The sequence below is a fragment of the Mesorhizobium kowhaii genome, from assembly GCF_042431665.1.
Lineage (GTDB): Bacteria > Pseudomonadota > Alphaproteobacteria > Rhizobiales > Rhizobiaceae > Mesorhizobium > Mesorhizobium kowhaii.
Window position 1 is genome coordinate 142,867 of record NZ_JBHLYT010000053.1, and the last position, 21,007, is coordinate 163,873.

General features: G+C 63.1%; 22 protein-coding genes, 1 pseudogene and 1 riboswitch. Of the genes and pseudogenes, 8 read left to right on the forward strand and 15 right to left on the reverse strand.

Translation table 11 applies throughout. The features are described from left to right. Positions 1-14: 14 nt before the first annotated feature. The gene (gene ctaD, locus ACFFNA_RS28100) at positions 15-1,667 is read right to left on the reverse strand and encodes a cytochrome c oxidase subunit I (RefSeq protein WP_111546010.1); all 1,653 of its coding nucleotides are present in this window, start codon (positions 1,665-1,667) and stop codon (positions 15-17) included. Positions 1,668-1,705: 38 nt separating this feature from the next. Next, entirely contained in the window at positions 1,706-2,572 is an 867-nt protein-coding gene (gene coxB, locus ACFFNA_RS28105; protein WP_378923182.1) for a cytochrome c oxidase subunit II, read from the reverse strand. A 375-nt stretch (positions 2,573-2,947) separates the two neighbouring features. Between coxB and ACFFNA_RS28110 the strand changes: the two genes are divergently transcribed. The 5 genes from ACFFNA_RS28110 to ACFFNA_RS28130 all read left to right on the forward strand — a co-directional run bounded on the left by ACFFNA_RS28110 (position 2,948) and on the right by ACFFNA_RS28130 (position 6,210). Further along, on the forward strand, positions 2,948-3,472 hold the full coding sequence (locus ACFFNA_RS28110) for an invasion associated locus B family protein (protein WP_378923183.1): 525 nt from the start codon (positions 2,948-2,950) through the stop codon (positions 3,470-3,472). A 6-nt stretch (positions 3,473-3,478) separates the two neighbouring features. Continuing rightward, on the forward strand, positions 3,479-3,973 hold the full coding sequence (locus ACFFNA_RS28115; RefSeq protein ID WP_378923824.1) for a GNAT family N-acetyltransferase: 495 nt from the start codon (positions 3,479-3,481) through the stop codon (positions 3,971-3,973). An 85-nt stretch (positions 3,974-4,058) separates the two neighbouring features. After that, on the forward strand, positions 4,059-5,471 hold the full coding sequence (gene tldD, locus ACFFNA_RS28120; RefSeq protein ID WP_378923184.1) for a metalloprotease TldD: 1,413 nt from the start codon (positions 4,059-4,061) through the stop codon (positions 5,469-5,471). Between the two features lie 87 nt (positions 5,472-5,558). Then, positions 5,559-5,834, forward strand: a complete 276-nt coding sequence (locus ACFFNA_RS28125) for an AbrB/MazE/SpoVT family DNA-binding domain-containing protein (protein WP_378923185.1) — start codon at positions 5,559-5,561, stop codon at positions 5,832-5,834. Beyond that, positions 5,821-6,210, forward strand: coding sequence for a type II toxin-antitoxin system VapC family toxin (locus tag ACFFNA_RS28130; RefSeq protein ID WP_378923186.1), 390 nt, complete (start codon positions 5,821-5,823; stop codon positions 6,208-6,210). Before ACFFNA_RS28125 ends, ACFFNA_RS28130 begins: the two co-directional genes overlap by 14 nt. Before the next feature lie 107 nt (positions 6,211-6,317). Here the strand turns inward: ACFFNA_RS28130 and ACFFNA_RS28135 are convergent, their stop codons facing one another. The 3 genes from ACFFNA_RS28135 to ACFFNA_RS28145 form a co-directional block, all read right to left on the reverse strand. Then, positions 6,318-6,611, reverse strand: a complete 294-nt coding sequence (locus ACFFNA_RS28135; RefSeq protein WP_378923187.1) for a hypothetical protein — start codon at positions 6,609-6,611, stop codon at positions 6,318-6,320. 148 nt (positions 6,612-6,759) lie between these two features. Continuing rightward, positions 6,760-8,001, reverse strand: coding sequence for a class I SAM-dependent RNA methyltransferase (locus ACFFNA_RS28140; RefSeq protein ID WP_378923188.1), 1,242 nt, complete (start codon positions 7,999-8,001; stop codon positions 6,760-6,762). Beyond that, the gene (locus tag ACFFNA_RS28145) at positions 7,998-8,762 is read right to left on the reverse strand and encodes a TlyA family RNA methyltransferase (protein WP_378923189.1); all 765 of its coding nucleotides are present in this window, start codon (positions 8,760-8,762) and stop codon (positions 7,998-8,000) included. Before ACFFNA_RS28145 ends, ACFFNA_RS28140 begins: the two co-directional genes overlap by 4 nt. A 172-nt stretch (positions 8,763-8,934) precedes the next feature. Here ACFFNA_RS28145 and ACFFNA_RS28150 point away from each other — a divergent pair, with 172 nt between their 5' ends. Continuing rightward, on the forward strand, positions 8,935-9,336 hold the full coding sequence (locus ACFFNA_RS28150; protein ID WP_378923190.1) for a GFA family protein: 402 nt from the start codon (positions 8,935-8,937) through the stop codon (positions 9,334-9,336). A 30-nt stretch (positions 9,337-9,366) separates the two neighbouring features. Here the strand turns inward: ACFFNA_RS28150 and ACFFNA_RS28155 are convergent, their stop codons facing one another. The 6 genes from ACFFNA_RS28155 to ACFFNA_RS28180 form a co-directional block, all read right to left on the reverse strand. Next, positions 9,367-9,654, reverse strand: coding sequence for a hypothetical protein (locus tag ACFFNA_RS28155; RefSeq protein ID WP_378923191.1), 288 nt, complete (start codon positions 9,652-9,654; stop codon positions 9,367-9,369). Between the two features lie 148 nt (positions 9,655-9,802). Next, positions 9,803-11,716, reverse strand: coding sequence for a 1-deoxy-D-xylulose-5-phosphate synthase (gene dxs / locus ACFFNA_RS28160; RefSeq protein ID WP_111546831.1), 1,914 nt, complete (start codon positions 11,714-11,716; stop codon positions 9,803-9,805). Between the two features lie 143 nt (positions 11,717-11,859). Further along, positions 11,860-12,780 carry a pirin family protein gene (locus ACFFNA_RS28165; protein ID WP_378923192.1) on the reverse strand — a complete coding sequence of 307 codons (921 nt, stop codon included), beginning with the start codon at positions 12,778-12,780 and terminating at the stop codon, positions 11,860-11,862. A gap of 37 nt (positions 12,781-12,817) precedes the next feature. Beyond that, complete coding sequence (locus ACFFNA_RS28170) at positions 12,818-13,084, reverse strand: DUF2277 domain-containing protein (RefSeq protein ID WP_111546833.1); 267 nt, start codon at positions 13,082-13,084, stop codon at positions 12,818-12,820. Between the two features lie 112 nt (positions 13,085-13,196). Then, a complete protein-coding gene (locus ACFFNA_RS28175; RefSeq protein WP_027035956.1) occupies positions 13,197-13,448 on the reverse strand; it encodes an exodeoxyribonuclease VII small subunit in 252 nt (83 codons plus the stop codon). A gap of 3 nt (positions 13,449-13,451) precedes the next feature. Further along, on the reverse strand, positions 13,452-14,378 hold the full coding sequence (locus ACFFNA_RS28180) for a histone deacetylase family protein (protein WP_378923193.1): 927 nt from the start codon (positions 14,376-14,378) through the stop codon (positions 13,452-13,454). 121 nt (positions 14,379-14,499) lie between these two features. Continuing rightward, positions 14,500-14,679: riboswitch (cobalamin riboswitch) on the forward strand. Positions 14,680-14,739: 60 nt separating this feature from the next. Between ACFFNA_RS28180 and bluB the strand changes: the two are divergent. Beyond that, a pseudogene (gene bluB, locus ACFFNA_RS28185) lies at positions 14,740-15,357 on the forward strand (5,6-dimethylbenzimidazole synthase); the annotation flags it as partial. 116 nt (positions 15,358-15,473) lie between these two features. On the opposite strand, the gene ACFFNA_RS28190 reads toward bluB, so the two are convergent. Then, the gene (locus ACFFNA_RS28190) at positions 15,474-16,457 is read right to left on the reverse strand and encodes a hypothetical protein (RefSeq protein WP_378923194.1); all 984 of its coding nucleotides are present in this window, start codon (positions 16,455-16,457) and stop codon (positions 15,474-15,476) included. Positions 16,458-16,554: 97 nt separating this feature from the next. Further along, a complete protein-coding gene (locus ACFFNA_RS28195) occupies positions 16,555-17,163 on the reverse strand; it encodes a TetR/AcrR family transcriptional regulator (protein WP_378923195.1) in 609 nt (202 codons plus the stop codon). Between the two features lie 121 nt (positions 17,164-17,284). Between ACFFNA_RS28195 and ACFFNA_RS28200 the strand changes: the two genes are divergently transcribed. Next, positions 17,285-18,508 (forward strand): MFS transporter, encoded by a 1,224-nt coding sequence (locus ACFFNA_RS28200; RefSeq protein ID WP_378923196.1) that lies wholly within the window; start codon positions 17,285-17,287, stop codon positions 18,506-18,508. A gap of 53 nt (positions 18,509-18,561) precedes the next feature. Here the strand turns inward: ACFFNA_RS28200 and ribB are convergent, their stop codons facing one another. Then, positions 18,562-19,662, reverse strand: a complete 1,101-nt coding sequence (gene ribB, locus ACFFNA_RS28205) for a 3,4-dihydroxy-2-butanone-4-phosphate synthase (protein WP_111546838.1) — start codon at positions 19,660-19,662, stop codon at positions 18,562-18,564. Positions 19,663-19,763: 101 nt separating this feature from the next. Then, a complete protein-coding gene (gene aroC, locus ACFFNA_RS28210) occupies positions 19,764-20,879 on the reverse strand; it encodes a chorismate synthase (protein WP_378923197.1) in 1,116 nt (371 codons plus the stop codon). Between the last annotated feature and the right edge of the window lie 128 nt (positions 20,880-21,007).

A 21,007-nucleotide genomic window follows, 5' to 3' on the forward strand; every position in this document is an offset into this window, starting at 1 on the left:
TGGAGGCTGCCGCCTTACTTGATCTTCGGCAGTTGCTCCCACTGGTGGAACGGCGGCGGCGAAGGCAGCTGCCATTCCAGTGTCGTGGCGCCTTCGCCCCACGGATTGGCACCAGCGACCCGCTTCTTCTGGAAAGCCTCAAACACACCGTAAAGGAAGATCGCGACACCGACGGCCGAGATATACGAGCCGTAGGACGACACCATGTTCCAGCCGGCAAACGCGTCGGGATAGTCGATGGTGCGGCGCGGCATGCCGGCAAGGCCGAGGAAATGCTGCGGGAAGAAGATCAGGTTGACGCCGACGAAGGTGACCCAGAAATGGGTGTTGGCGATGGCAAAGGAATACATGTAGCCGGTCATCTTCGGGAACCAGTAGTACCAGCCGGCGAAGATGGCGAAGACCGCGCCCAACGACAGCACGTAGTGGAAGTGCGCGATCACGAAATAGGTGTCGTGCAGCGAGCGGTCGAGACCTGCATTGGCCAGCTGGACGCCGGTGACGCCGCCAATCGTGAACAGGAAGATGAAACCCAAAGCCCACAGCATCGGCGGCTTCAGCGAAATCGATCCACCCCACATCGTGGCGATCCAGGAGAAGATCTTGACGCCCGTCGGCACCGCGATGACCATCGTGGCGAAGACGAAGTAGCGCTGCGTGTCGAGCGACAGGCCGGTCGTGTACATGTGGTGGGCCCAGACGATGAAACCGACCGCGCCGATGGCGACCATCGCGTAGGCCATACCAAGGTAGCCGAACACCGGTTTCTTCGAGAAGGTCGAGACGATGTGGCTGATGATGCCGAAGCCCGGCAGGATCAGGATGTAGACTTCCGGGTGACCGAAGAACCAGAACAGGTGCTGGAACAGGATCGGATCGCCGCCGCCATCGGGCGCGAAGAAGGTCGTGCCGAAGTTGCGGTCGGTCAAGAGCATGGTGATGCCGCCGGCAAGCACCGGGAGCGACAACAGCAGCAGGAAGGCGGTGACCAGCACCGACCAGGCGAACAGCGGCATCTTGTGCATCGTCATGCCCGGCGCGCGCATGTTGAAGATGGTGGTGATGAAGTTGATGGCGCCAAGGATCGACGAGGCGCCGGCAATGTGGATCGACAGGATCGCCAGATCCATCGCCGGCCCGGGCTGACCCGAAGTCGACAGCGGCGGATAAAGCGTCCAGCCGCCGCCGACGCCATAGGCGCCGGGCGCGCTCGGCATGAAGGCCGAGGCGATCAAAAGCAGGAAGGCCGGCGGCAGCAGCCAGAACGAGATGTTGTTCATGCGCGGGAAGGCCATGTCAGGCGCACCGATCATGATCGGCACCATCCAGTTGGCAAAACCGCCGATCAGGGCCGGCATGACCATGAAGAAGATCATGATCAGCGCATGCGCGGTGGCGAAGGCGTTGTACATGCTCTTGCCGCCGTCGATCGCGGCATCACCGTTCATGCCGTAGACCATCTGCGCGAGGCCACTGAAAATCTGGATCCCCGGCTCCTGTAACTCCATGCGGATGGCGACCGACAAGGCACCGCCGACGATGCCGGCGAAGATCGCAAAGATCAGATAGAGCGTGCCGATGTCCTTGTGGTTGGTGGAGTACACCCACCGGACCCAGCCGTGATACGGCTTGTGGTCGTGGTCGTCGTGAGCTGCAGCGCCTGCCATGTTCCGCTCCGTTCCCTGATCTCTTATTGGCCGCGGCATCAGTTGCCGGCGGCCGCTACCTTGTTCTGGCCGTCGACCTCAGCCATCAGCGCCTTGTTGGCGCCGGGCAGGTTGGTTTTGGCTTCCGCCAGCCAGCTTTTGAATTGTGCGTCGGAGACGACGCGGATGGCGATCGGCATGAAAGCGTGATCCTTGCCGCAGAGCTGCGAGCACTGGCCGTAGTAGAGGCCTTCCTTTTCGGCCTTGAACCAGGTCTCGTTGGTGCGACCGGGAACCGCGTCCATCTTGATGCCGAATGCCGGCATGGCGAAGGAGTGGATCACGTCCGTTGCCGTCACCAGGACGCGGGTCATGGTGTTGACCGGCACAACCATCTCGTTGTCGACGGCGAGCAGGCGCGGATAGACCTTGCGATCTTCCTTGCCGGCAGCTGCCCGGTCGGCGTCCTGCAGGATCGCTGAATTGAAGGAAATCGTGTTCTCGGTCTGGTATTCGTAGTCCCAGTTCCACTGGTTGCCGGTCGCCTTGACGGTCAGCTTTGCGTCTTCCGGCGGCGTGTATTGCGCGGTCAGCAGCTGGAACGAAGGGATGGCGATGCAGAGCAGGATGACGACCGGGCCGACGGTCCAGATCACCTCGATCAGCGTGTTGTGGCTGGTCTTTGACGGGACCGGGTTCACGCTCGCGCGGAATTTGATGATGCAGTAGGCGAGAAGAAACAGCACCAGGGCGGTGATCGGGATGATGAACCAGAGCGTGTAGTTCCCGAACCACTCGATCTGCCGCATCATATCGGTCGCCGGCGCCTGGAAGCCGGTCTGCCAATCCTTGGGCTGATCGGCATGGGCGGATGCGCCGGCGAAAAACGTGGCAGCGGCAATTGCGCCTGCTAGGAATTTTCTCATCGCCCTCATCGTCTCCCAGTTCCTCGCGGCTATGCCCACAAGAATATCGAACAATGCCGGGACGGGAATCCCGACAGTCTCAAGGTGGTTCAAACCATACTCTTTTTCCCTCCGCAAGAAAGGAGCGGGCGAAACCGTGCGGCATTTTTGCGCGCAAGCCCGGATGTGCCTTTGAAGGCAACGGCAACGGTCCCGAATCGCATATGTTTTGCCAATGGCCACATTCCTGCGGGCCGGGCGTACCAACGTCGCAATTCGGGCGAAATTGGCAGGGAAAAGCGCCGTATTGGCTTTTTCGGGGCAGACCGGTTGCGGTCTCGTCCTTTACTTGGCTTTGGCGCGGCTTAAAGTGCCGTGATTCGCAATGGAGCCGTCATGAACTCTTGGCTTTCGAGAACCTTGGCGAAGGTCATCTTTCTCGCCGCCTTGTCCGCGATGGGCCTGTACGGCACGGCCAATGCCGCGCAACCGAGCGGCACCGTTCGCTCGACGCATGGCGCGTGGTCGATCATCTGCGACACACCGGCCGGCGCCACCTCCGAGCAATGCGTGATGATGCAGAACGTCGTCGCCGAGGACCGCCCGGAGATGGGGCTCTCGGTGGTCGTGCTGCGCACCGCCGACAACAAGGCGGAGATCCTGCGCGTGCTGGCGCCGCTTGGCGTGCTTTTGCCCAACGGGCTCGGCCTCAATGTCGACGGCAAGGATATCGGCCGCGCCTATTTCGTGCGCTGCTTCCAGGACGGCTGCTATGCCGAAGTCATTCTCGAAAAGCCTCTGCTCGACACGCTGAAGACCGGTACGTCGGCCACCTTCATTGTCTTCCAGACCCCGGAAGAAGGCATCGGCATCCCCGTCGACCTCAAGGGTTTCGCCGACGGTTTCGCCGCCCTGCCCTGAGCCTGACTGTTTGGCCTTGAAACTGCTCGATCCGGACGATTCGAGATCTTCAAGCGAATTCGCCTGGAGGCCTTGCGCGCTGCTCCCGAAGCCTTCGCCAGCAGCGCATCGGATTGGGAAAGTCTCCCTGATGAGGAGTGGCGTCGGCGCCTGACAACCAACCCGGTCGTCGTCAGCTTCCGGGGCGAGGAGCCTGTCGGCATAATGGGCCTGATGCGGCAGCAGGGCAGCAAGATGGCGCACCGCGCCACCATCATCATGGTCTATTTGCGCGACAGCGAGCGTGGCGGCGGACACGCCGTCGCGATGCTCAATCTGCTGCTCGATCATGCCCGCGCATCGGGCATAAGGCAGGTCGAGCTGGCTGTAAGCGCGGAAAATCCAGCCGCCATACGATTTTATCAACGCGAAGGCTTTCACGAAATTGGCTGCATACCTGCAGGCTTTCTTCATGAGGGCCGGGAGATCGACGAAATCGTGATGGCGCGCCGCCTGACATAGGATCTGCCGTGTTCCATCGTGAGGATTGCCGAACGGCGCCCTGGCGCCTACATCGGGTAAAACCGCTTATTGAAGGGCCCGCGCCATGAACAGCCTGATCGGCCAATTCGACATTTCAGACGATCGCATCAAGCAGATCGTCGCCAACACCATCAACGGCGCCGACGACGGCGAACTGTTCCTCGAATACAGCGAGAGCGAAGCGCTGATGTTCGACAACGGCCGGCTGAAGACCGCCAACTTCAACACCGACCAGGGGTTTGGCCTTCGTGCCGTGGCCGGCGAAGCCAGCGGCTATGCCCATTCCAGCGATTTGTCCGAGGCTTCGCTGCTGCGCGCCGCCGACGCCGTTTCAACCGTCAAGGGCGGCTATTCCGGCACGCTGGCCGCAGCGCCCGCCCGTACCAACCGCCGTCTCTATGGCGACGAGAATCCGATCCCCTCGCCCTCCTTCGAGGCCAAGGCAAAGCTCCTGCAGGAAATCGACGCCTGGCTGCGCGCCGAGGATCCGCGCGTGCGCCAGGTTTCGGCCTCGCTGACCTCATCCTGGCAACATGTCGAGATCGTGCGCGCCGATGGCCAGGTGGTGCGCGACATCCGCCCCTTGGTCAGGGTCAGCGTTTCGGTCGTCGTCGGCGATGGCGACCGCCAGGAGAGCGGGTCGTACGGCATGGGCGGACGCAAGGCCTTCGGCGACTTCCTTGTCGAGGACAGCTGGAGGCACGCGGCCAAGGAGGCGCTGAGGCAAGCGCTGGTCAATCTTGAGGCCATACCAGCGCCGGCCGGCACTTTTGACATCGTGCTCTCCAGCGGCTGGCCGGGCGTCATGCTACACGAGGCCGTCGGCCATGGGCTCGAAGGTGACTTCAACCGCAAGAAGACCTCGGCCTTCGCCGGCCTGCTGGGCCAGCAGGTCGCCGCCAAGGGAGTGACTGTCGTCGACGACGGCACCATGCCGGAGCGGCGCGGTTCGCTGACCGTCGATGATGAAGGGACACCGACAGCCCGCAACGTGCTGATCGAGGACGGCAAACTGGTCGGCTACATGCAGGATCGCCAGAATGCCCGGCTGATGGGCATGAAGGCCACCGGCAACGGTCGGCGCGAAGGCTATGCCCACCAGCCGATGCCGCGCATGACCAACACCTTTATGACGGCGGGCGACATGGAACCGGACGAAATCATCGCCTCGGTCAAGAACGGTATCTATGCCGTGTCCTTCGGCGGTGGCCAGGTTGACATCACCTCGGGCAAATTCGTGTTCGGCTGCACCGAGGCCTACATGATCGAGAACGGCAAGGTGACGCAGCCGATCAAGGGCGCCATGCTGATCGGCAACGGGCCGGATGCCATGCACCGCGTTTCCATGATCGGCAACGACATGAAGCTCGATACCGGCATCGGCATGTGCGGCAAGGCGGGACAGGGCGTGCCGGTCGGCGTCGGCCAGCCGCATTTGCGCATGAACCAGATGACGGTGGGCGGCACGCGGGTTTGACTGGTCGGCCGATCGAACCTTCATGGTCTTGAAGTCGGCGCAATCTCCAGTTATCTTACAGTTGTCTTACATCGGAGCCAAACTGCTATGGCTGCTCCAGAAAAGCTCACAACGACCGTCTCGACCAAGGGACAGGTCATCCTGCCCAGCGCGATCCGGAAACGGAGAGAATGGGGGGCCGGAACACGCCTACAGGTCGAGGACACGTCGGAGGGCGTCCTTTTGAAACTGGCGCCGGCCTTTGCCGAGACGCGGCCAGAAGACGTATTTGCCTCTCTGCCACACAGCGGCAAGCCGAAGAGACTAGAAGAAATGGACGCGGGCGTGCTCGCCGAGGCGCGGCGACGCCATGCTCGCGATTGATGCCAACGTTATCGTTCGCTACCTGACAGGCGACCATCCCGAGCAGTCCCAGCGCGCCCGGCAGTTGATCGACGGTCGGCTGGTCTTTGTCGCCATTACCGTGATCCTGGAAGTCGAATGGGTGCTGCGCAGCGCCTATGGTTACGGCAAGGCCGAAATCGTCCAGGCGCTGCGGGCGTTCGGCGGGCTCCCGACCGTTGAGATGGATGATGCCGCAATTGTGTCGTCCGCGCTCGATCTCGCGGAGAAGGGGATGGATTTCGCAAATGCACTGCATCTGGGCAAATCTGCGCATTGCGCTGGCTTCGCAACGTTTGACCGCAGGTTCATCAAGGCCGCGAAAGCAGCCGGACATGACAGCGTGCAAGAAGCATAGCTCCCCCCGACCTATTTCGACTACCTGCGGTGGCAAAAGCTAGCGTTCTTGGCAGTCGGCAGAGATCAACTCGATTGTCTGGTCGTCCAGCCTTTTGGGCCGAACAGTTATGTCTTGCTGACCGACCTGCGCGATGTCGTATAGAGAATGAGGAAGCCGACGACACCGCCGATCGCATACTTGATCCAGGCACTCAGGTAGTCGACAGTCCCGTCGTGGCCGGAGACATACAGCGCAGCTGCGACAAACGTCATGACCGTGATGCCAAGTGCATAGGACGGCAATAGCCCGATACGAGTAATCTTTCTAAAAAGCCAAGCGACCAGCGCACCTGTGAGCGCCATGGTAAAAGCCGCACCCAAAATCTCAGCCACGAACCCTGGTGAAATCATCTTTTTCATCCCCCCATTCCACGGCGCAATGTGCCTGTTTTGAGCAGCAAGCTCAACTGCGGCGGCATCTATCCCACAGCTTTGCAATCGCCCTGCCCAGCCTTTCGCCCCGTAAGGCTGTGGGACGCAGCCAGCTTTACCGAACGCTTCACAAGCCCTAACGCCGCCGCTTCGGCTTCTCCAGCAGCGCCACCGCCTCGACATGCGGCGACCACAGGAACTGGTCTATCGGCGTCACGCTTTTCAAGGTGTAGCCGCCGTCGAGCAGGATGCGCAGGTCGCGAGCCAGCGTCACCGGATTGCAGGACACGGCCGAGACAAGCGGAACATCCGACCGCGCGATCTGCTTCGACTGGTCCTCGGCACCCGCCCGTGGCGGGTCGAACACCAGGCCGTCGAAGGCATTCAATTCCTTGAATGTCAGCGGCCGGCGGAACAGGTCGCGGCGTTCGCCCGTCACCCGCTTCAGCCCGGTCGCGAAGCGTGAGCCCCGGTCGAGCGCCGAAAGGGCTGCCGCGTCGCCTTCCACCGCATGGACTTCCGACTTCACTGCCAGCCGCAAGGCAAAGCTGCCGCAACCGGCGAAAAGATCGGTGACCTTCTTGGCACGCTTCAGATGTCCGCCGACGATATCGGCCATGGTCTGTTCGGCGGCCTCGGTTGCCTGCAGAAAGGCGCCCGGGGGCACGGCGACGGCGACGCTGCCGAACATCACCACCGGCTTTCTTGGCTCGATGATGATCTCGTCATCGATCGACAGCCTGGCAAATCCCTGAGCCAAGACGAAGTTGGAGGCGACCCGACGCTGGTTTTCGCCAAGCTTGCCGGATTCGTGAACCGCGACGTCAAGGCCCGAACCTGTCACGGTGACCGCCAGCCGGAACGATTTGGTTGTGGCGCAAACCAGTTCGGCGAGCGCCTTCAGCCGATCGAGCGCGCTGACGATCTGGGGCAGCGAGATCGGACATTCCGATATGGAGATGATTTCCGGCGACAGATGGCGATTGAAGCCGAGCAGCATGCCTGTGTCTGTGCGCCGCGCGGCGAGCACGACACGGCGGCGCGTGTGCGGCGCGCATGCGACCAGGTCGCCGATCTCGCAATCGATGCCCTTGCCCTTCAGGGCGTGCACCACCTTTTCGCGTTTCCATTGGCGATAGGCTTCGGCTTCGAAATGCTGGAGCGCGCAACCGCCGCATTCGGTGAAATGGCGGCAGGCGGGATCGATGCGCAGCGGCGAAGCCTCCAGCACCGCCATCAGCATGGCGCGGTCTTTTTCGCGCGCGGCGGTGACGACCTCGCCGGGCAATGTGAATGGAATGAACAGATCGCCGCTCTCGGTCTCGGCGATGCCGTCGCCCTGGGCGCCAAGCTTCCTGATGCTGAAGCGCGCGCTCATCGATCCTTGATCCCACCGAGCAGGAATTCGCGGTTGCCGTCGCCGCCTTCGATGGGCGACAAATGCAGCCCGAGCGAACGCCAGCCGGGAACGGCGTCCAGCCAATCCTGCAGCAGGCCAGCGACACGGGCGGCATCGTAGGGATCCTTCAACAGGCCGCCCTTGCCGATCGCTTCGCGGCCCGCCTCGAATTGCGGCTTGACCAGAAACATGGCGCGTGCACCAGCCTTCGCAATGGCGAGCGCCGGCGGCAGCGCGAGTTTCAGCGAAATGAAGCTGACATCGGAAACGATGAAATCCGGGATACGGCCGCCAAGATCGGTGACGGCAAGATCGCGGGCGTTCAGGCCCTCGACGACTGTTACACGCGGATCGCCGCCGATATCGGGATGCATCTGGCCATGCCCGACATCGATGGCGGTGACGTGGGCCACGCCGCGCTCGAGCAGGACCTGGGTGAAGCCGCCGGTCGAGGCGCCGATGTCGAGCGCCTCGCGGCCGGCAGGATCGAGGCCGAAATGGTCGAGCCCGCCGATCAGTTTCAGCGCCGCACGCGAGACATAGCCCTGCGCCGGATCATCGATGGCGATCAGGCATTGCGGCGAAACGTTCTGGCCGGGCTTGCGGGCTATGACGCCGTCCACCATCACCTTGCCACGCTCGACCGCGTCACGGGCACGCGAACGGCTGGCAAACAGGCTCCGCTGGACGAGCAGGTCGTCGAGCCGCTGGCGGGTGCTGGCTGGCAGAGGCGAGTTCATCGGCCTTCATGGCGAAAGCTGGTCGCGAAGGCAAGGATATTGGGGCCGGACAAGAAACATCGTTGCAAGCGTGCGAACACATCAAGCCGCTCCGCCGCTTGCGCGCATCGCATCGGGTCGGCACAATGTTAAGCAGGAACGCCGTTTGTTGTCCGAACACTGGGAAGGACGGATGCTGACAGGAACCTGCCACTGTGGTGCAATCCACTGGACCCTGGAGGGCGATCCCGGGTCGATCACCGCCTGCAATTGTACGCTTTGCAGCCGCTATGGCGTGCTCTGGGCCTACGACTATGTCGATGAACGCATCCGCGTCGCGGGACCCGTGAGCAGCTATACGCGCGCCGGAAAGGATGTGCCCTCGCTCGAGATCCTGTTCTGTCCCACTTGCGCCTGCGTGCTCGCCTGGCGTGGCTTGCGCTCCAGCGCCACTGGCCGCACTCGAATCGCCGTCAATGTAAGGCTCGCACCGCCTGAGGCCGTCGCCGACTTGCCGATCGACCATTTCGATGGCCTCGATACTTACGACGACCTGCCACGCGATGGCCGCTGCGTGCGCGATTTGTGGTTCTAAAGCGCGCTGCGCACCTTTGGGCGACATGCGCTAGAAAATGGTTCGGGAAACCTGCCGCTCGACGGCGGGCGACAGACCGTCGTCTGGCTTGCCCGTGGCTTCTTCGCTCGGGCGTTCGGTCCCGGCAACAGGCGCGGCGTCTGGCACGACCACGAGCTGCGGCACCTGCTTGTAGGAAAAGCCGCCGCGGATATTCCCCATCTTGCCGGCGATGATGCCCATGGCCGCCTTTTCAAGGCTGCGATCATAGCGCGTTTCGGCGGCGGCCGGCGCGACGATGACCGCTGAAAGCGCCACGCCGCACAGAAGCGTTCTCATTGTTGTTGTCTCCCTGCCTGATCACGATCTAGCAGGGCGCCGTTGAAAAACGGCCAAGAGACACGGTAAGCAAAGCGCCAAACGGCAGCGTTAACAATGCGTTAAGGCATCAAGCCGGCAAACTGATTGAAGCCCTTGAGATTTTGATTCAGGCGCGCTGGGCGCGGGCTGTATGGCCGAGGGCGACGAATACCGTGCGCACGATGCCGGCGGCATCCAGCCCGGCATCGGCATACATCTTTTCCGGCTTGGCGTGGTCGGTGAACGCGTCGGGCAGTACCAGCGGGCGCACCTTCAGGCCACTTTCCAGCAAGCCCTCATGGGCGAGGAACTGCAGCACATGGCTGGCGAAGCCGCCGACGGCGCCCTCCTCCACCGTCACCAGAACCTCGTGCGAGCGGGCCAGCCGGCGGACCAGATCCTCGTCGAGCGGCTTGGCGAAACGGGCATCGGCGACCGTGGTGGAAAGCCCGGCCGCGCCAAGCTCCTCGGCAGCGATGAGGCAATCCTGCAGCCGCGTGCCGAAGGACAGGAGTGCGACCTTGGTGCCTTCCCTGACGATACGGCCCTTGCCGATTTCGAGGACCGTGCCGCGCTCCGGCATGTCGACACCGACGCCGTTGCCGCGCGGATAGCGAAAGGCGATCGGACCGTCATCGTAGCTCGCCGCGGTGCGCACCATGTGGCGCAGCTCCGCCTCGTCCGCCGCCGCCATCACCACGAAACCCGGCAAGGTCGCCAGGAAGGTGGTGTCGAAGGCGCCGCAATGGGTGGCGCCATCGGCGCCGACAAAGCCGGCGCGGTCGATGGGAAAGCGCACCGGCAATTTCTGGATGGCGACGTCGTGGACGACCTGGTCGTAGGCGCGTTGCAGGAAGGTCGAATAGATCGCCGCGAACGGCTTGTAACCTTCGGTGGCGAGGCCGGCGGCGAAGGTCACCGCGTGCTGTTCGGCGATGCCGACATCGAATATCCGGGACGGGAACGCTTCACCGAACAGGTCGAGGCCGGTGCCACTCGGCATGGCGGCGGTGACAGCGACGATGCGGTCGTCCTCGCGGCCTTCCTGGACCAGGCTTTCGGCGAACACCTTGGTGTAGGCCGGCGCGTTGGCCGGCGCCTTGGCCTGCGCGCCGGTGATGACGTCGAACTTGTTGACGCCGTGATACTTGTCGGCGGCGGCTTCGGCCGGTGCGTAGCCCTTGCCCTTCTGGGTGACGACATGGATCAGCACCGGGCCTTCGCCATTGTCGCGGACATTCTTCAGGACGGGGATCAAATGCTCGAGATTGTGACCGTCGATCGGGCCGATATGATAGAAGCCGAGCTCCTCGAACAGCGTGCCGCCGGTGACGTAGCCGCGTGCATGCTCGACCGCCCGGGTGATCGCACGATCGGCGCGCTTGCCGAGATAAGAGGTCAGTTTCTTGCCGAAGTCGCGCAGGCCGACATAGGTCTTGCCGGAAGCCAGACGCGCCAGATAGGCGCTCATCGCGCCGGTCGGCGGCGCAATCGACATGTCGTTGTCGTTGAGGATGACGATGAGCCGGGCATCGAGCGCGCCGGCATTGTTCATCGCCTCGTAGGCCATGCCGGCCGACATCGCGCCGTCGCCGATGACGGCGATGACGTTGTTGCGGCCGCCGGAGAGATCGCGAGCGGCGGCCATGCCGAGGCCGGCCGATATCGATGTCGAGGAGTGGGCGGCGCCGAAGGGATCGTATTCGCTCTCGGCGCGGCGGGTGAAGCCGGACAGGCCCCCTTCCTGCCGCAAGGTGCGGATGCGGTCGCGGCGGCCGGTGAGGATCTTGTGCGGATAGGCCTGATGGCCAACATCCCAGATCAGCCGGTCATCCGGGGTGTTGAAGACATAGTGCAGCGCCACCGTCAGCTCGACCACGCCAAGGCCGGCGCCAAGATGGCCGCCGGTGTGGGACACCGCGTCGATCAGTTCGGCACGAAGCTCGGATGCCAGTTGCGGCAATTCGCTCTCGGCAAGCGTGCGCAGGTCGGCGGGGATGCGGACCTTGTCGAGAAGCGGGGTATGCGGCGTTGCGTTCACGGATTGGCCTGCTCAGGCTTTCTGTTCATGGGCGGGATAGGCCGGCGGCCGGCGAAAGTAAATGCGTGTCAGTGACGCGGATCAGGTCTTTGTTTCATGCATGTCGTTCTCCCAGAACCGGGGCCACTTTTGGGCAACATGCATTAGCTTTCCGGCAACGGGATGAATTCTTCCTCATCGCCGGGAACGATATCGAAGCGGCCCGTCTTCCATTCTTCCTTGGCTTGTTCGATGCGCTCCTTGGAGGACGAGACGAAATTCCACCAGATGTAACGCTTCGAGCCGAGCGAGGCGCCACCGAACAGCATGAAATGGGCGCCGGTATCCGACGACACGACGATCTCATCGCCGGGCCGGAACACCAGCAGCCGTTCCGCCGGAAAAACATCGCCCGAAATCGAGGCCTCGCCTTCGAGCGTGTAGATAGCGCGCTCCTCGGCGTCGGCCGGGATTTTCACGCTGGCGCCCGGCGCCAGCCTGAGGTCGGCATAGAGCGTGTCGGAGGCCGTTGCGACTGGAGAGCGCAGCCCCTGGAAGTTGCCGATGACGATGCGCCCGCTGACGCCTTCGGCATCGATCTCGGGAAGCCGAAGTGCTGCGGTGTTCTCGAACACCGGGGCGACTTCTTCCCCACCATCCGGCAGTGCCAGCCATGTCTGCAGGCCGGAGACCGACATCGGCGCGCCGCGCAATTCTTCGGGCGTGCGCTCGGAGTGCACGATGCCGCGGCCGGCTGTCATCAAATTCACGTCGCCGGGCTGGATGACCATTTCGGTACCGAGGGAATCGCGATGCCGGATCTTGCCGTCGAACAGGTAGGTCACCGTCGACAGACCAATATGCGGATGCGGACGGACATCGAGTGCCTGGCCGGCCCGCAGGATCGCCGGGCCCATGCGGTCGAAGAAGATGAAAGGCCCGACCAGCCGCCTTTTGGCGGTCGGCAGAGCGCGGCGCACCTGAAAACCGCCAATGTCCTTGGCGTTAGGAATGACCATCAGTTCGATCTGGTCGCTGGCAAAGGCATCGCCGACTTCAGGGTCTTTCCCAGGGAAGAAACTCATGGACTCTCCTTGTCAGTGGCCGTGCCTGCTTGCCGCATCAGGCGAAACGGACCGCCGCCTTCGCCCGCGCCTTGGCCGCCACCTCTTCGCGATTGCGAGGATGCTGATGGGTTTCGAGGGAGCCGAGAAGCTCGCGCGCCGACACCGCAATGGCTTCGACCGCATGGTCGAAGGCGTGCTGGTTCTGCTTCGAAGGTCGCGTCGTTCCGCTCAATTTGCGGACAAACTGAAGTGCTGCGTCGCGCACCTCGTCATGGGTTGCCGGCGGATCAAAATTGAACAGGGTCTTGATGTTTCTGCACATCGTTTCCGAACCTCCTCTTGTCCTGAAGCCGTTTCAATCGAGACGGCTTCTATCCTCGATCATGATCATGTCCAAAAACCGGTGAGGCAAGACCATCGTTCGGCAGCATGCCTCAGTCGGCGTCGAGCGGCTCCGTTCCAACCGGCTTGCCGTCGCGCGACAGCCTGATCTTCTCGACCTTGTCCTCGGCGGCCTTCAGCAGCCGGTCGCAATGTGCCTTCAGCGCCTCGCCGCGCTCATAGATCCTGATCGACTGGTCGAGCGGCACGTCGCCACGCTCCAGATCATCGACGATCTTTTCCAGCGCGTCGAGTGCCTGTTCGAAGCTCATCGCCTTGATATCTTCGTTGGTCTCACCAGCCATCATTCATCCTTTCATCAGTCGCCCGACATGGGCGGCGACCGAAAATGCCAGTCCCTGCAGATCGTAGCCACCCTCGAGCAGGCTGACGAGCCGGTTGCCGCTGTGGCGCGTGGCGCGCTGCATCAGCTGGCCGGTCGCCCAGTCGAAATCATCCTCGGTCAGGTTGATCTCGGCCAGCGGATCGCGATGGTGCGCATCGAAGCCGGCCGAAATGATGATGAGGTCGGGCGCGAAATTGTCGAGTGCCGGCAGGACACGCGACAGGAAGGCATCGCGGAAAACCTCGCTGCCGGTCTGCGGCGCCAACGGCGCGTTGACGATATTGCCGGCGCCGGTTTCGCTCTTTGCCCCGGTGCCGGGATAGAGCGGCATCTGGTGGGTCGAGCAATAGAGCACCGATGGATCGTCCCAGAAAATATCCTGCGTGCCGTTGCCGTGATGCACATCCCAGTCGACGACCGCAACGCGCTCGACGCCATGTTTCCTCTGCGCATAGCGCGCGGCGATCGCCGCCGTGTTGAAGAGGCAGAAACCCATGGCCGTGGTTTTTTCGGCATGGTGGCCGGGCGGCCGGGCGGCGACGAAGACATTGTCGGCGCGGCCAGTGAAAACGTCATCCACGGCTGCATTGGCGGCGCCGATCGCGGTTATCGCCGCTTGCCAGCTCTTCGGGCTGGCGGTGGTGTCGGCGTCGATGCGGGCGATGCCCTCGTCGGGAATGGCGGCGCGGACACGGGCGACGAAATCGGCGGGATGCGCGTAGAGGATCGTGGCCTCATCGCCCTCGGTCGCCTGGACGCGATCGAGCGCGGTAAAAGCTTCATCGTCGAGCACCCGCTCGATGGCGCGCAAGCGATCCGGCCGCTCAGGGTGACCCGGCGGCGTGATGTGCTCAAGGAAGATTGGATGGGTGTAGAGACGAGTGGTCATCTTCCCTATCTAGTGCCCCGACGTCGCGATGGCCATGCGTTGTGGCCTGATGGTTGGGGAAAATCACACATGCGTCCATTGGTGTCGCTGCAGGCATTGGCGTCCTCGGCGCTTCGGCGTAAGGTCGCTGCCACTGCCTGGTGCCCGCCGCAAGCGGGAGAATCGGGAACACGGTTGAACTCCGTGGCGTGCCCAACGCTGTGAGGGGGACCGCGCCGGTAAATGCCACTGTCGATGACGGGAAGGCACCGGACGCGGGTTGATCCCGAGCCAGAAGACCGGCCTGGCAGACATCGTCATCCGCATGGTCAGGCGGATGGCATCTACTGCAATCGCAAGGGGACACGCGATGCCGGAACACATGACCGCTGCTGTTGGCGACGGATTTGACCAGAGCGCGCGCGACGCGGTCTATCGCGCCATGTTCACGCGGCGCGATGTCCGCAGCCATTTCCTGCCAAACGCGCTCGACGTTGAGGTGCTGGCGCGGCTGCTGCTTGCCGCTCACCATGCGCCGTCGGTCGGCTTCATGCAGCCTTGGAATTTCATCGTCATTCGCGATGCCGAGCGACGGGAAAAAGTGCGCGACCTGTTCCTGGCGGCACGTGAGCAGGAATTGCCGGCCATCGCGGAAGACCGGCAGGCGCTCTACCGCAAGCTCAAGCTGGAAGGCATCTGCGAAAGCGCGCTCAACATCTGCATCACGTGCGACCGCCAGCGCTCGAAGGGTTCGCCGCTGGGGCGCTGGCACAATCCGGAGATGGACCTCTACAGCACGGTCTGCGCGGTGCAGAATTTCTGGCTGGCGGCGCGCGCCGAAGGCGTCGGTGTCGGCTGGGTCAGCATCATCGAGGCGCAGGCATTGAAAAGCCTGCTGTCAATTCCCGAGCATGTGACGCCGGTCGCCTATCTCTGCGTCGGCCATGTTTCCGAGTTCGCGCCAAAGCCAGACCTCGAAGCGCATGGCTGGGGCCGCCGCTTGCCGCTGCCGGAGCTGATCATGAGCGAGACCTTTTCCGGGCAAGGTGAAGCGCTGCTCAAATCGACCGTGCAGCGCCTCAATGCCGTTGACGTCGCATCGGCGACCACCGCTGATCAGCGGGTCGCGCCGGCCGTGCCCCAGCGCGAGCCGCCGAAGGAGGCCAGCGCCTTGTCTTTGAGTTCCCTGAACTTCGACGACGCTTCGGCCAGCCGGGCGTCCCAGGCGGGATCTGGCACCTGGCCTTCGACAGTCCTGAAATAGACCTGCATCAGGCAGGCGATGGCGAAGGGTTCGATGAACGCTGCCTTGAAGGCCCAGGCGAAGACGATGGCGAGCACGAAGGCCCAACCGGCAAGTTGCCCGGGCATGAGGAAAAGAATGGCGCCGGCCGGAGCCAGCATCAACAGGAAGATGACGAACGACACGCCCCACATGATGACCGCCAGCCAGACGGCGTTCTTGACCATGATCTCGGCGTTCTGGGCGTAGAGCACGACGCCTTGCCGCGCCGTCTCGAACGGCGAGGCTGAATTGATGCGGATGTTGTAGCCGAGGATGATTTCGTCGACATAGGTCAGCGACAGGCGGATCACCGTGTTGATGAAGGAGACCAGGCCGCCCAAGCCCGGAATCGGCAGGAAGGCGGCGATGCCGCCGATCAGCCCGGTAATGGCGCGGATGGCGCCCTTGACCAGCTGGTCGACGACAAAAAGCATGTTGGCCTCGGCAAAACGCTGGGTCACGATGTCCTTGGCGTAGGCAATCTGGTTCTGGCCGGCGGGAATGTCACGGCCGTCGATCAGATGGACCATGACCGCGATATGGCCGGCCTTGACGACATACAGGATGTATTCGCGGATCCAGTAGACGGCGATCGAGACGACGCCAAAGCCAACCACGCCGCCCCACAAGGCAAAGGACAGCGGTCCGTCGGGATCGGTGGAGATATGGCCGACGCCGTAGCCAACGGAGGCGCCGGTGCCGGTCGCCATGATGTAGGCCAGCGTGATGCCGAAATAGACGATCATGCGAAAGACAATGAAGGGCCAGGTCCGCATCATGATGGACACCGACCTGCCAATATCGAAATCCCACATGCCCCGAATCTCCCGCTCAGAGATGGCGCAGGAGGATGCGCTCAAACCGGTTATTGTCAATCGCGGGCAGTAGCGGGCCAGGCCGCCAATGGGGATTCTAGTTCGGCTGCGGACCCGGCTTTTTGAGCAGACCCTCAAGCAGTTGCTTGAACGCCGTCACCACCTTCTTCGACGTCGCTTCGGGGTCGTTCGAATTGGCGATCCGCTGTGCCGCCTGACTGCTCGCTCCGTTGATCAGCCGCGAGGCGGTCTCGGGGTCGAGGCTGGAGACGATAACCCCCTCCTCCTGCAGCGTCGTCAGGTGGCCGGTCATTGAAGCGATGCACGCATTGGCGTTCGGCCATTGTGCCGGATCTCCCAGCACGGCCGGGCCATCCCGGAACATGATGCGCTGGATTTCCGGCTCCAGCGCCATCTCGATATAGGTCGTGCATTCGTCGACGAAATGCTGCCAGCGGGTCGGCGCTCTCGACGCCACTTCGTTCACGCGCGCCGCCATCTCGCCGTCGATTTCGGCGATGACCGCCTGCAGTAATCCCTTCTTGTCGCCGAAGTGATGATAGAGTGCGCCGCGCGTCAGCCCGGCCGAGGCAGTGAAATCATCCATCGAGGCCTGGGCATAGCCGATCGTACCGAAGGCATGGCGGGCCGCCGCGATCAGCTTGGCGCGGGTCTCGGCGATCATTTCCTTGCGAGGTTTGTGCATGGCTTCTGGACCCATTAACATACGCACCGTATGCCAATTGACATACGTGGCGTATGATCTATCTAACAATCATACGCTTCGTATGTAATTGTCGAATCTTCCTTTGTCGAGGAACCGGACCATGCAAAATCCCTATTCGGAAATCTTTCGCGCCCCCGGCGCCAAGGGCTTTGCAAGCGCAGGCTTCATGGCTCGACTGCCGATTGCGATGGCGCCAATCGGCATCGTGGCGATGCTGTCGCAGACGCGCGGCGAGTACTGGCTGGCCGGCGCCGTTTCCGCGACATTCGCGCTGGCCAACGCTTTCGCGGCGCCGCAGATATCAAGGCTGGTGGACCGCGTTGGCCAGACGCGGATCGTGGTGCCGACCACGATCATCTCCGTGCTCGCCTTCGCAGTCCTGATTGTGGCGGCCAATCAGGACTGGCCGGCATGGACGTTGTTCGTGTCGGCGCTGCTCGCCGCGGCGATGCCCAGCATCCCGGCAATGGTGCGCGCGCGCTGGACCGAGATTTTCCGCGGGCGGCCCGAAATGAACACCGCATTCGCCTTCGAGTCGGCGGCGGACGAGCTGGTCTACGTTGCCGGGGCATCGCTGTCGGTGGGCCTGAGTGCCGCCCTGTTCCCGGAAGCGGGAATGCTGGCGAGCACGCTGTTCCTTGCCGTCGGCTCGACGGCGTTCATCCTGCAGCGTTCGACCGAGCCGCAAGTGCGGCCGGCGGAACAGGGTTCGCGCGGCTCGGCAATCCGCCTGCGGCCGGTGCAGATCATCACCTTCGCCCTGATCTTCATCGGCGCAACCTTCGCGACGACGGAAGTGAGCACCGTGGCGATCACCAAGGAGCTTGGCCAGCCGGCCGCCGCAAGCCTGGTCATCGGTGTCTACGCGCTGGGGTCGTTCGTGCTCGGCATCATCGTCGGGGCGCTCAACCTGAAAATGGCCCTGCAGCGTCAACTTGCTATCGCCGTCGCCGTCATCGCGCTCACAGCGCTGCCGTTGCTCGCCGCCGACACGGTGCCGCTTCTGGCGCTGGCCGTCTTCGTCAGCGGCGTGGCGATCTCACCGACCTTCATCACGGCATTCGGCTTGATCGAGCGGCACGTGCCGGAAGCGATGCTGACTGAGGGCATCACCTGGGTGACCACCGGGATCGGCATCGGCATGGCGCTGGGCTCGTTCGCGGCCGGCTCGGTGGTGGATGCATTCGGCGCCCAGAACGGGTTCTGGGTGTCGGTGGCTTCAGGTACAATCGCACTGGCCACCGTACTGCTTGGCCAGCGCAGCCTTGCCACGCCTAAATGCGACCTGGACGGATGCGAAGCAGGCGTCGTTCCTGCAGAATGATCCCCGAAGCGCCCGGTTTCGAACGGACCGGGCGCTATCCCGGTGGTTGCCCTTCAGAGAATCTCGGTCTTGGCGATGTGGATGCCAAAGCCCTCGAGACCGACATAGTGGCGTTCGCGTGAAGCGATCAGATTGATCGAGGAAATGCCGAGATCCTTGAGGATCTGCGCGCCGAGACCAATCTCGCGCCATTCGTTCTCACGGCGGCGCGCCTCTTCGTGATCCTCGCGGTCGCCGCTGGCCGGCCGCTTGCGCTCCTGATGGGCGACGCCGACGGAGCCCTCGCGCAGATAGACGATGACACCACGCCTGCGCTCGCCCATCGCCTTCATGATGCCGTCCAGCCGATGGCTGGTGCCGAACACGTCGGTCACCACATCCTCGGAATGCAGGCGCACCGGCACCTCCTCGCCGTCGCGGATGTCGCCGAAGACAATGGCGACGTGATGCATCGAGTCCCAGGGCAACGTGTAGGTGAAGACCTGCGCCTTGCCGCCGAGCGTGTCGATTTCGGAGCAAGCCACGCGTTCGACCAGCGTTTCCTTGCGTTGCCGGTAGGCGATGAGGTCGGCGACCGAAACCTGTTTGAGGCCATGCTCTTCGGCAAAGGCCGAAACCTGCGGGCCGCGCTTGACGGTGCCGTCGTCGTTGACCAGTTCCGAGATGACGCCGACTGGCGCCAGGCCGGCGAGCTTGCACAGATCGACCGCAGCTTCGGTATGGCCCGAGCGCATCAGCACGCCGCCCTCGCGCGCGATCAGCGGAAAGATATGGCCGGGGCGGACGAAATCCGAGCCGCCGACATTGCCGTTGGCGAGATTGCGCACGGTCAACGTGCGGTCCTCGGCCGAAATGCCTGTGGTCGTGCCGTGCTTGAAATCGACGCTGACGGTGAAGGCGGTGGTATGGGCGGAATCATTGTCGGCGACCATCGGCGACAGGTTGAGCCGCTTGGCCTCCTCGCGCGGCATCGGCGTGCAGACGATGCCGGAGGTGTGACGGATGATGAACGCCATCTTCTCCGGCGTGCAGTGGACGGCAGCGACGATCAGGTCGCCCTCGTTCTCGCGCCCGTCATCGTCCATGACGACGACGATCTCGCCGCGCTCGAAAGCGCGCAGGGCTTCGACGATTTTCTTCTGGTCGTAAGGCATTGGGCTCGCTTCGCTCGCAGGGAATAGGGAGTAGGGCAGTAAGGGAGTAGGGAAAAGGAAAAATGGCTGGCTCTGTAGGCGGCCTAACTACTGCCTACTGCCTACTGCCTATTCCCTATTCCCTTCCCTGTCTGTCCCCTATGACGCAGATAATGATCGGCAATGGCGCAGGCAACCATCGCCTCGCCGATCGGCACGGCGCGGATGCCGACACATGGATCGTGACGACCCTTGGTCATGATCTCGACGTCGTTACCGTCCTTGTCGATCGACTTTCGCGGCGTCAGGATCGATGAGGTCGGCTTGACGGCGAAACGGGCGATGATCGCCTGGCCGGTCGAGATGCCGCCGAGGATACCGCCGGCATTGTTGGACAGGAACACCGGCTTGCCGTCATTGCCCATGCGCATCTCGTCGGCATTCTGCTCGCCGGTGATGCGGGCGGCCTCGAAACCATTGCCGATCTCGACGCCCTTGACGGCGTTGATCGACATCAGGCCGGACGCAATGTCCTGGTCGAGCTTGGCGTAGATCGGTGCGCCGAGGCCAGCCGGAACACCATCGGCAACGATCTCGATCACCGCACCGACCGAGGATCCCGCCTTGCGGATGCCGTCGAGATACTGCGTGAAGACGGGGACGGAAGCCGGATCTGGGGTGAAGAACGGATTTTCCGCGTCGCCGATGAAATTCCAGTTCCAGTTGGCGCGATCGATCGATTTTTCGCCCATCGACACCAGCGCGCCGCGCACCACCACGCCCGGCACCACCTTGCGGGCGAGTGCTCCGGCCGCCACGCGCGCCGCCGTCTCGCGGGCCGAGGAGCGGCCGCCGCCGCGATAATCGCGCACGCCATATTTGACGTCATAGGTGTAATCGGCATGGCCGGGCCGATATTGGCGGGCGATTTCGCCATAGTCCTTCGAGCGCTGGTCGACATTCTCGATCAGCATCGACACCGGCGTGCCGGTGGTGATCATCGTCTCGCCGTCCTCGTCGAGGATGAAGCCCGACAGCACCTTCACTTCATCGGGTTCGCGGCGCTGGGTGACGAAGCGTGACTGGCCCGGCCGGCGCTTGTCGAGTTCGGCCTGGATGTCTCGCTGAGTGAAGCGGATGCCGGGCGGACAGCCGTCGACCACACAGCCGAGTGCGGCGCCGTGGCTTTCGCCCCAGGTGGTGACGCGGAAAAGGTGGCCGAACGTGTTGTGAGACATGAAATGACCCTGCCCCGGCGTCGGAGCCGGCTTAGCACATGACCCGAAATCGAAGCAATTTTCGGAAAGGATCATGCGCAAAATCAAAAGTGCTACAGCGTCCCTGCGCATCCAAGAGGACGCGCGGC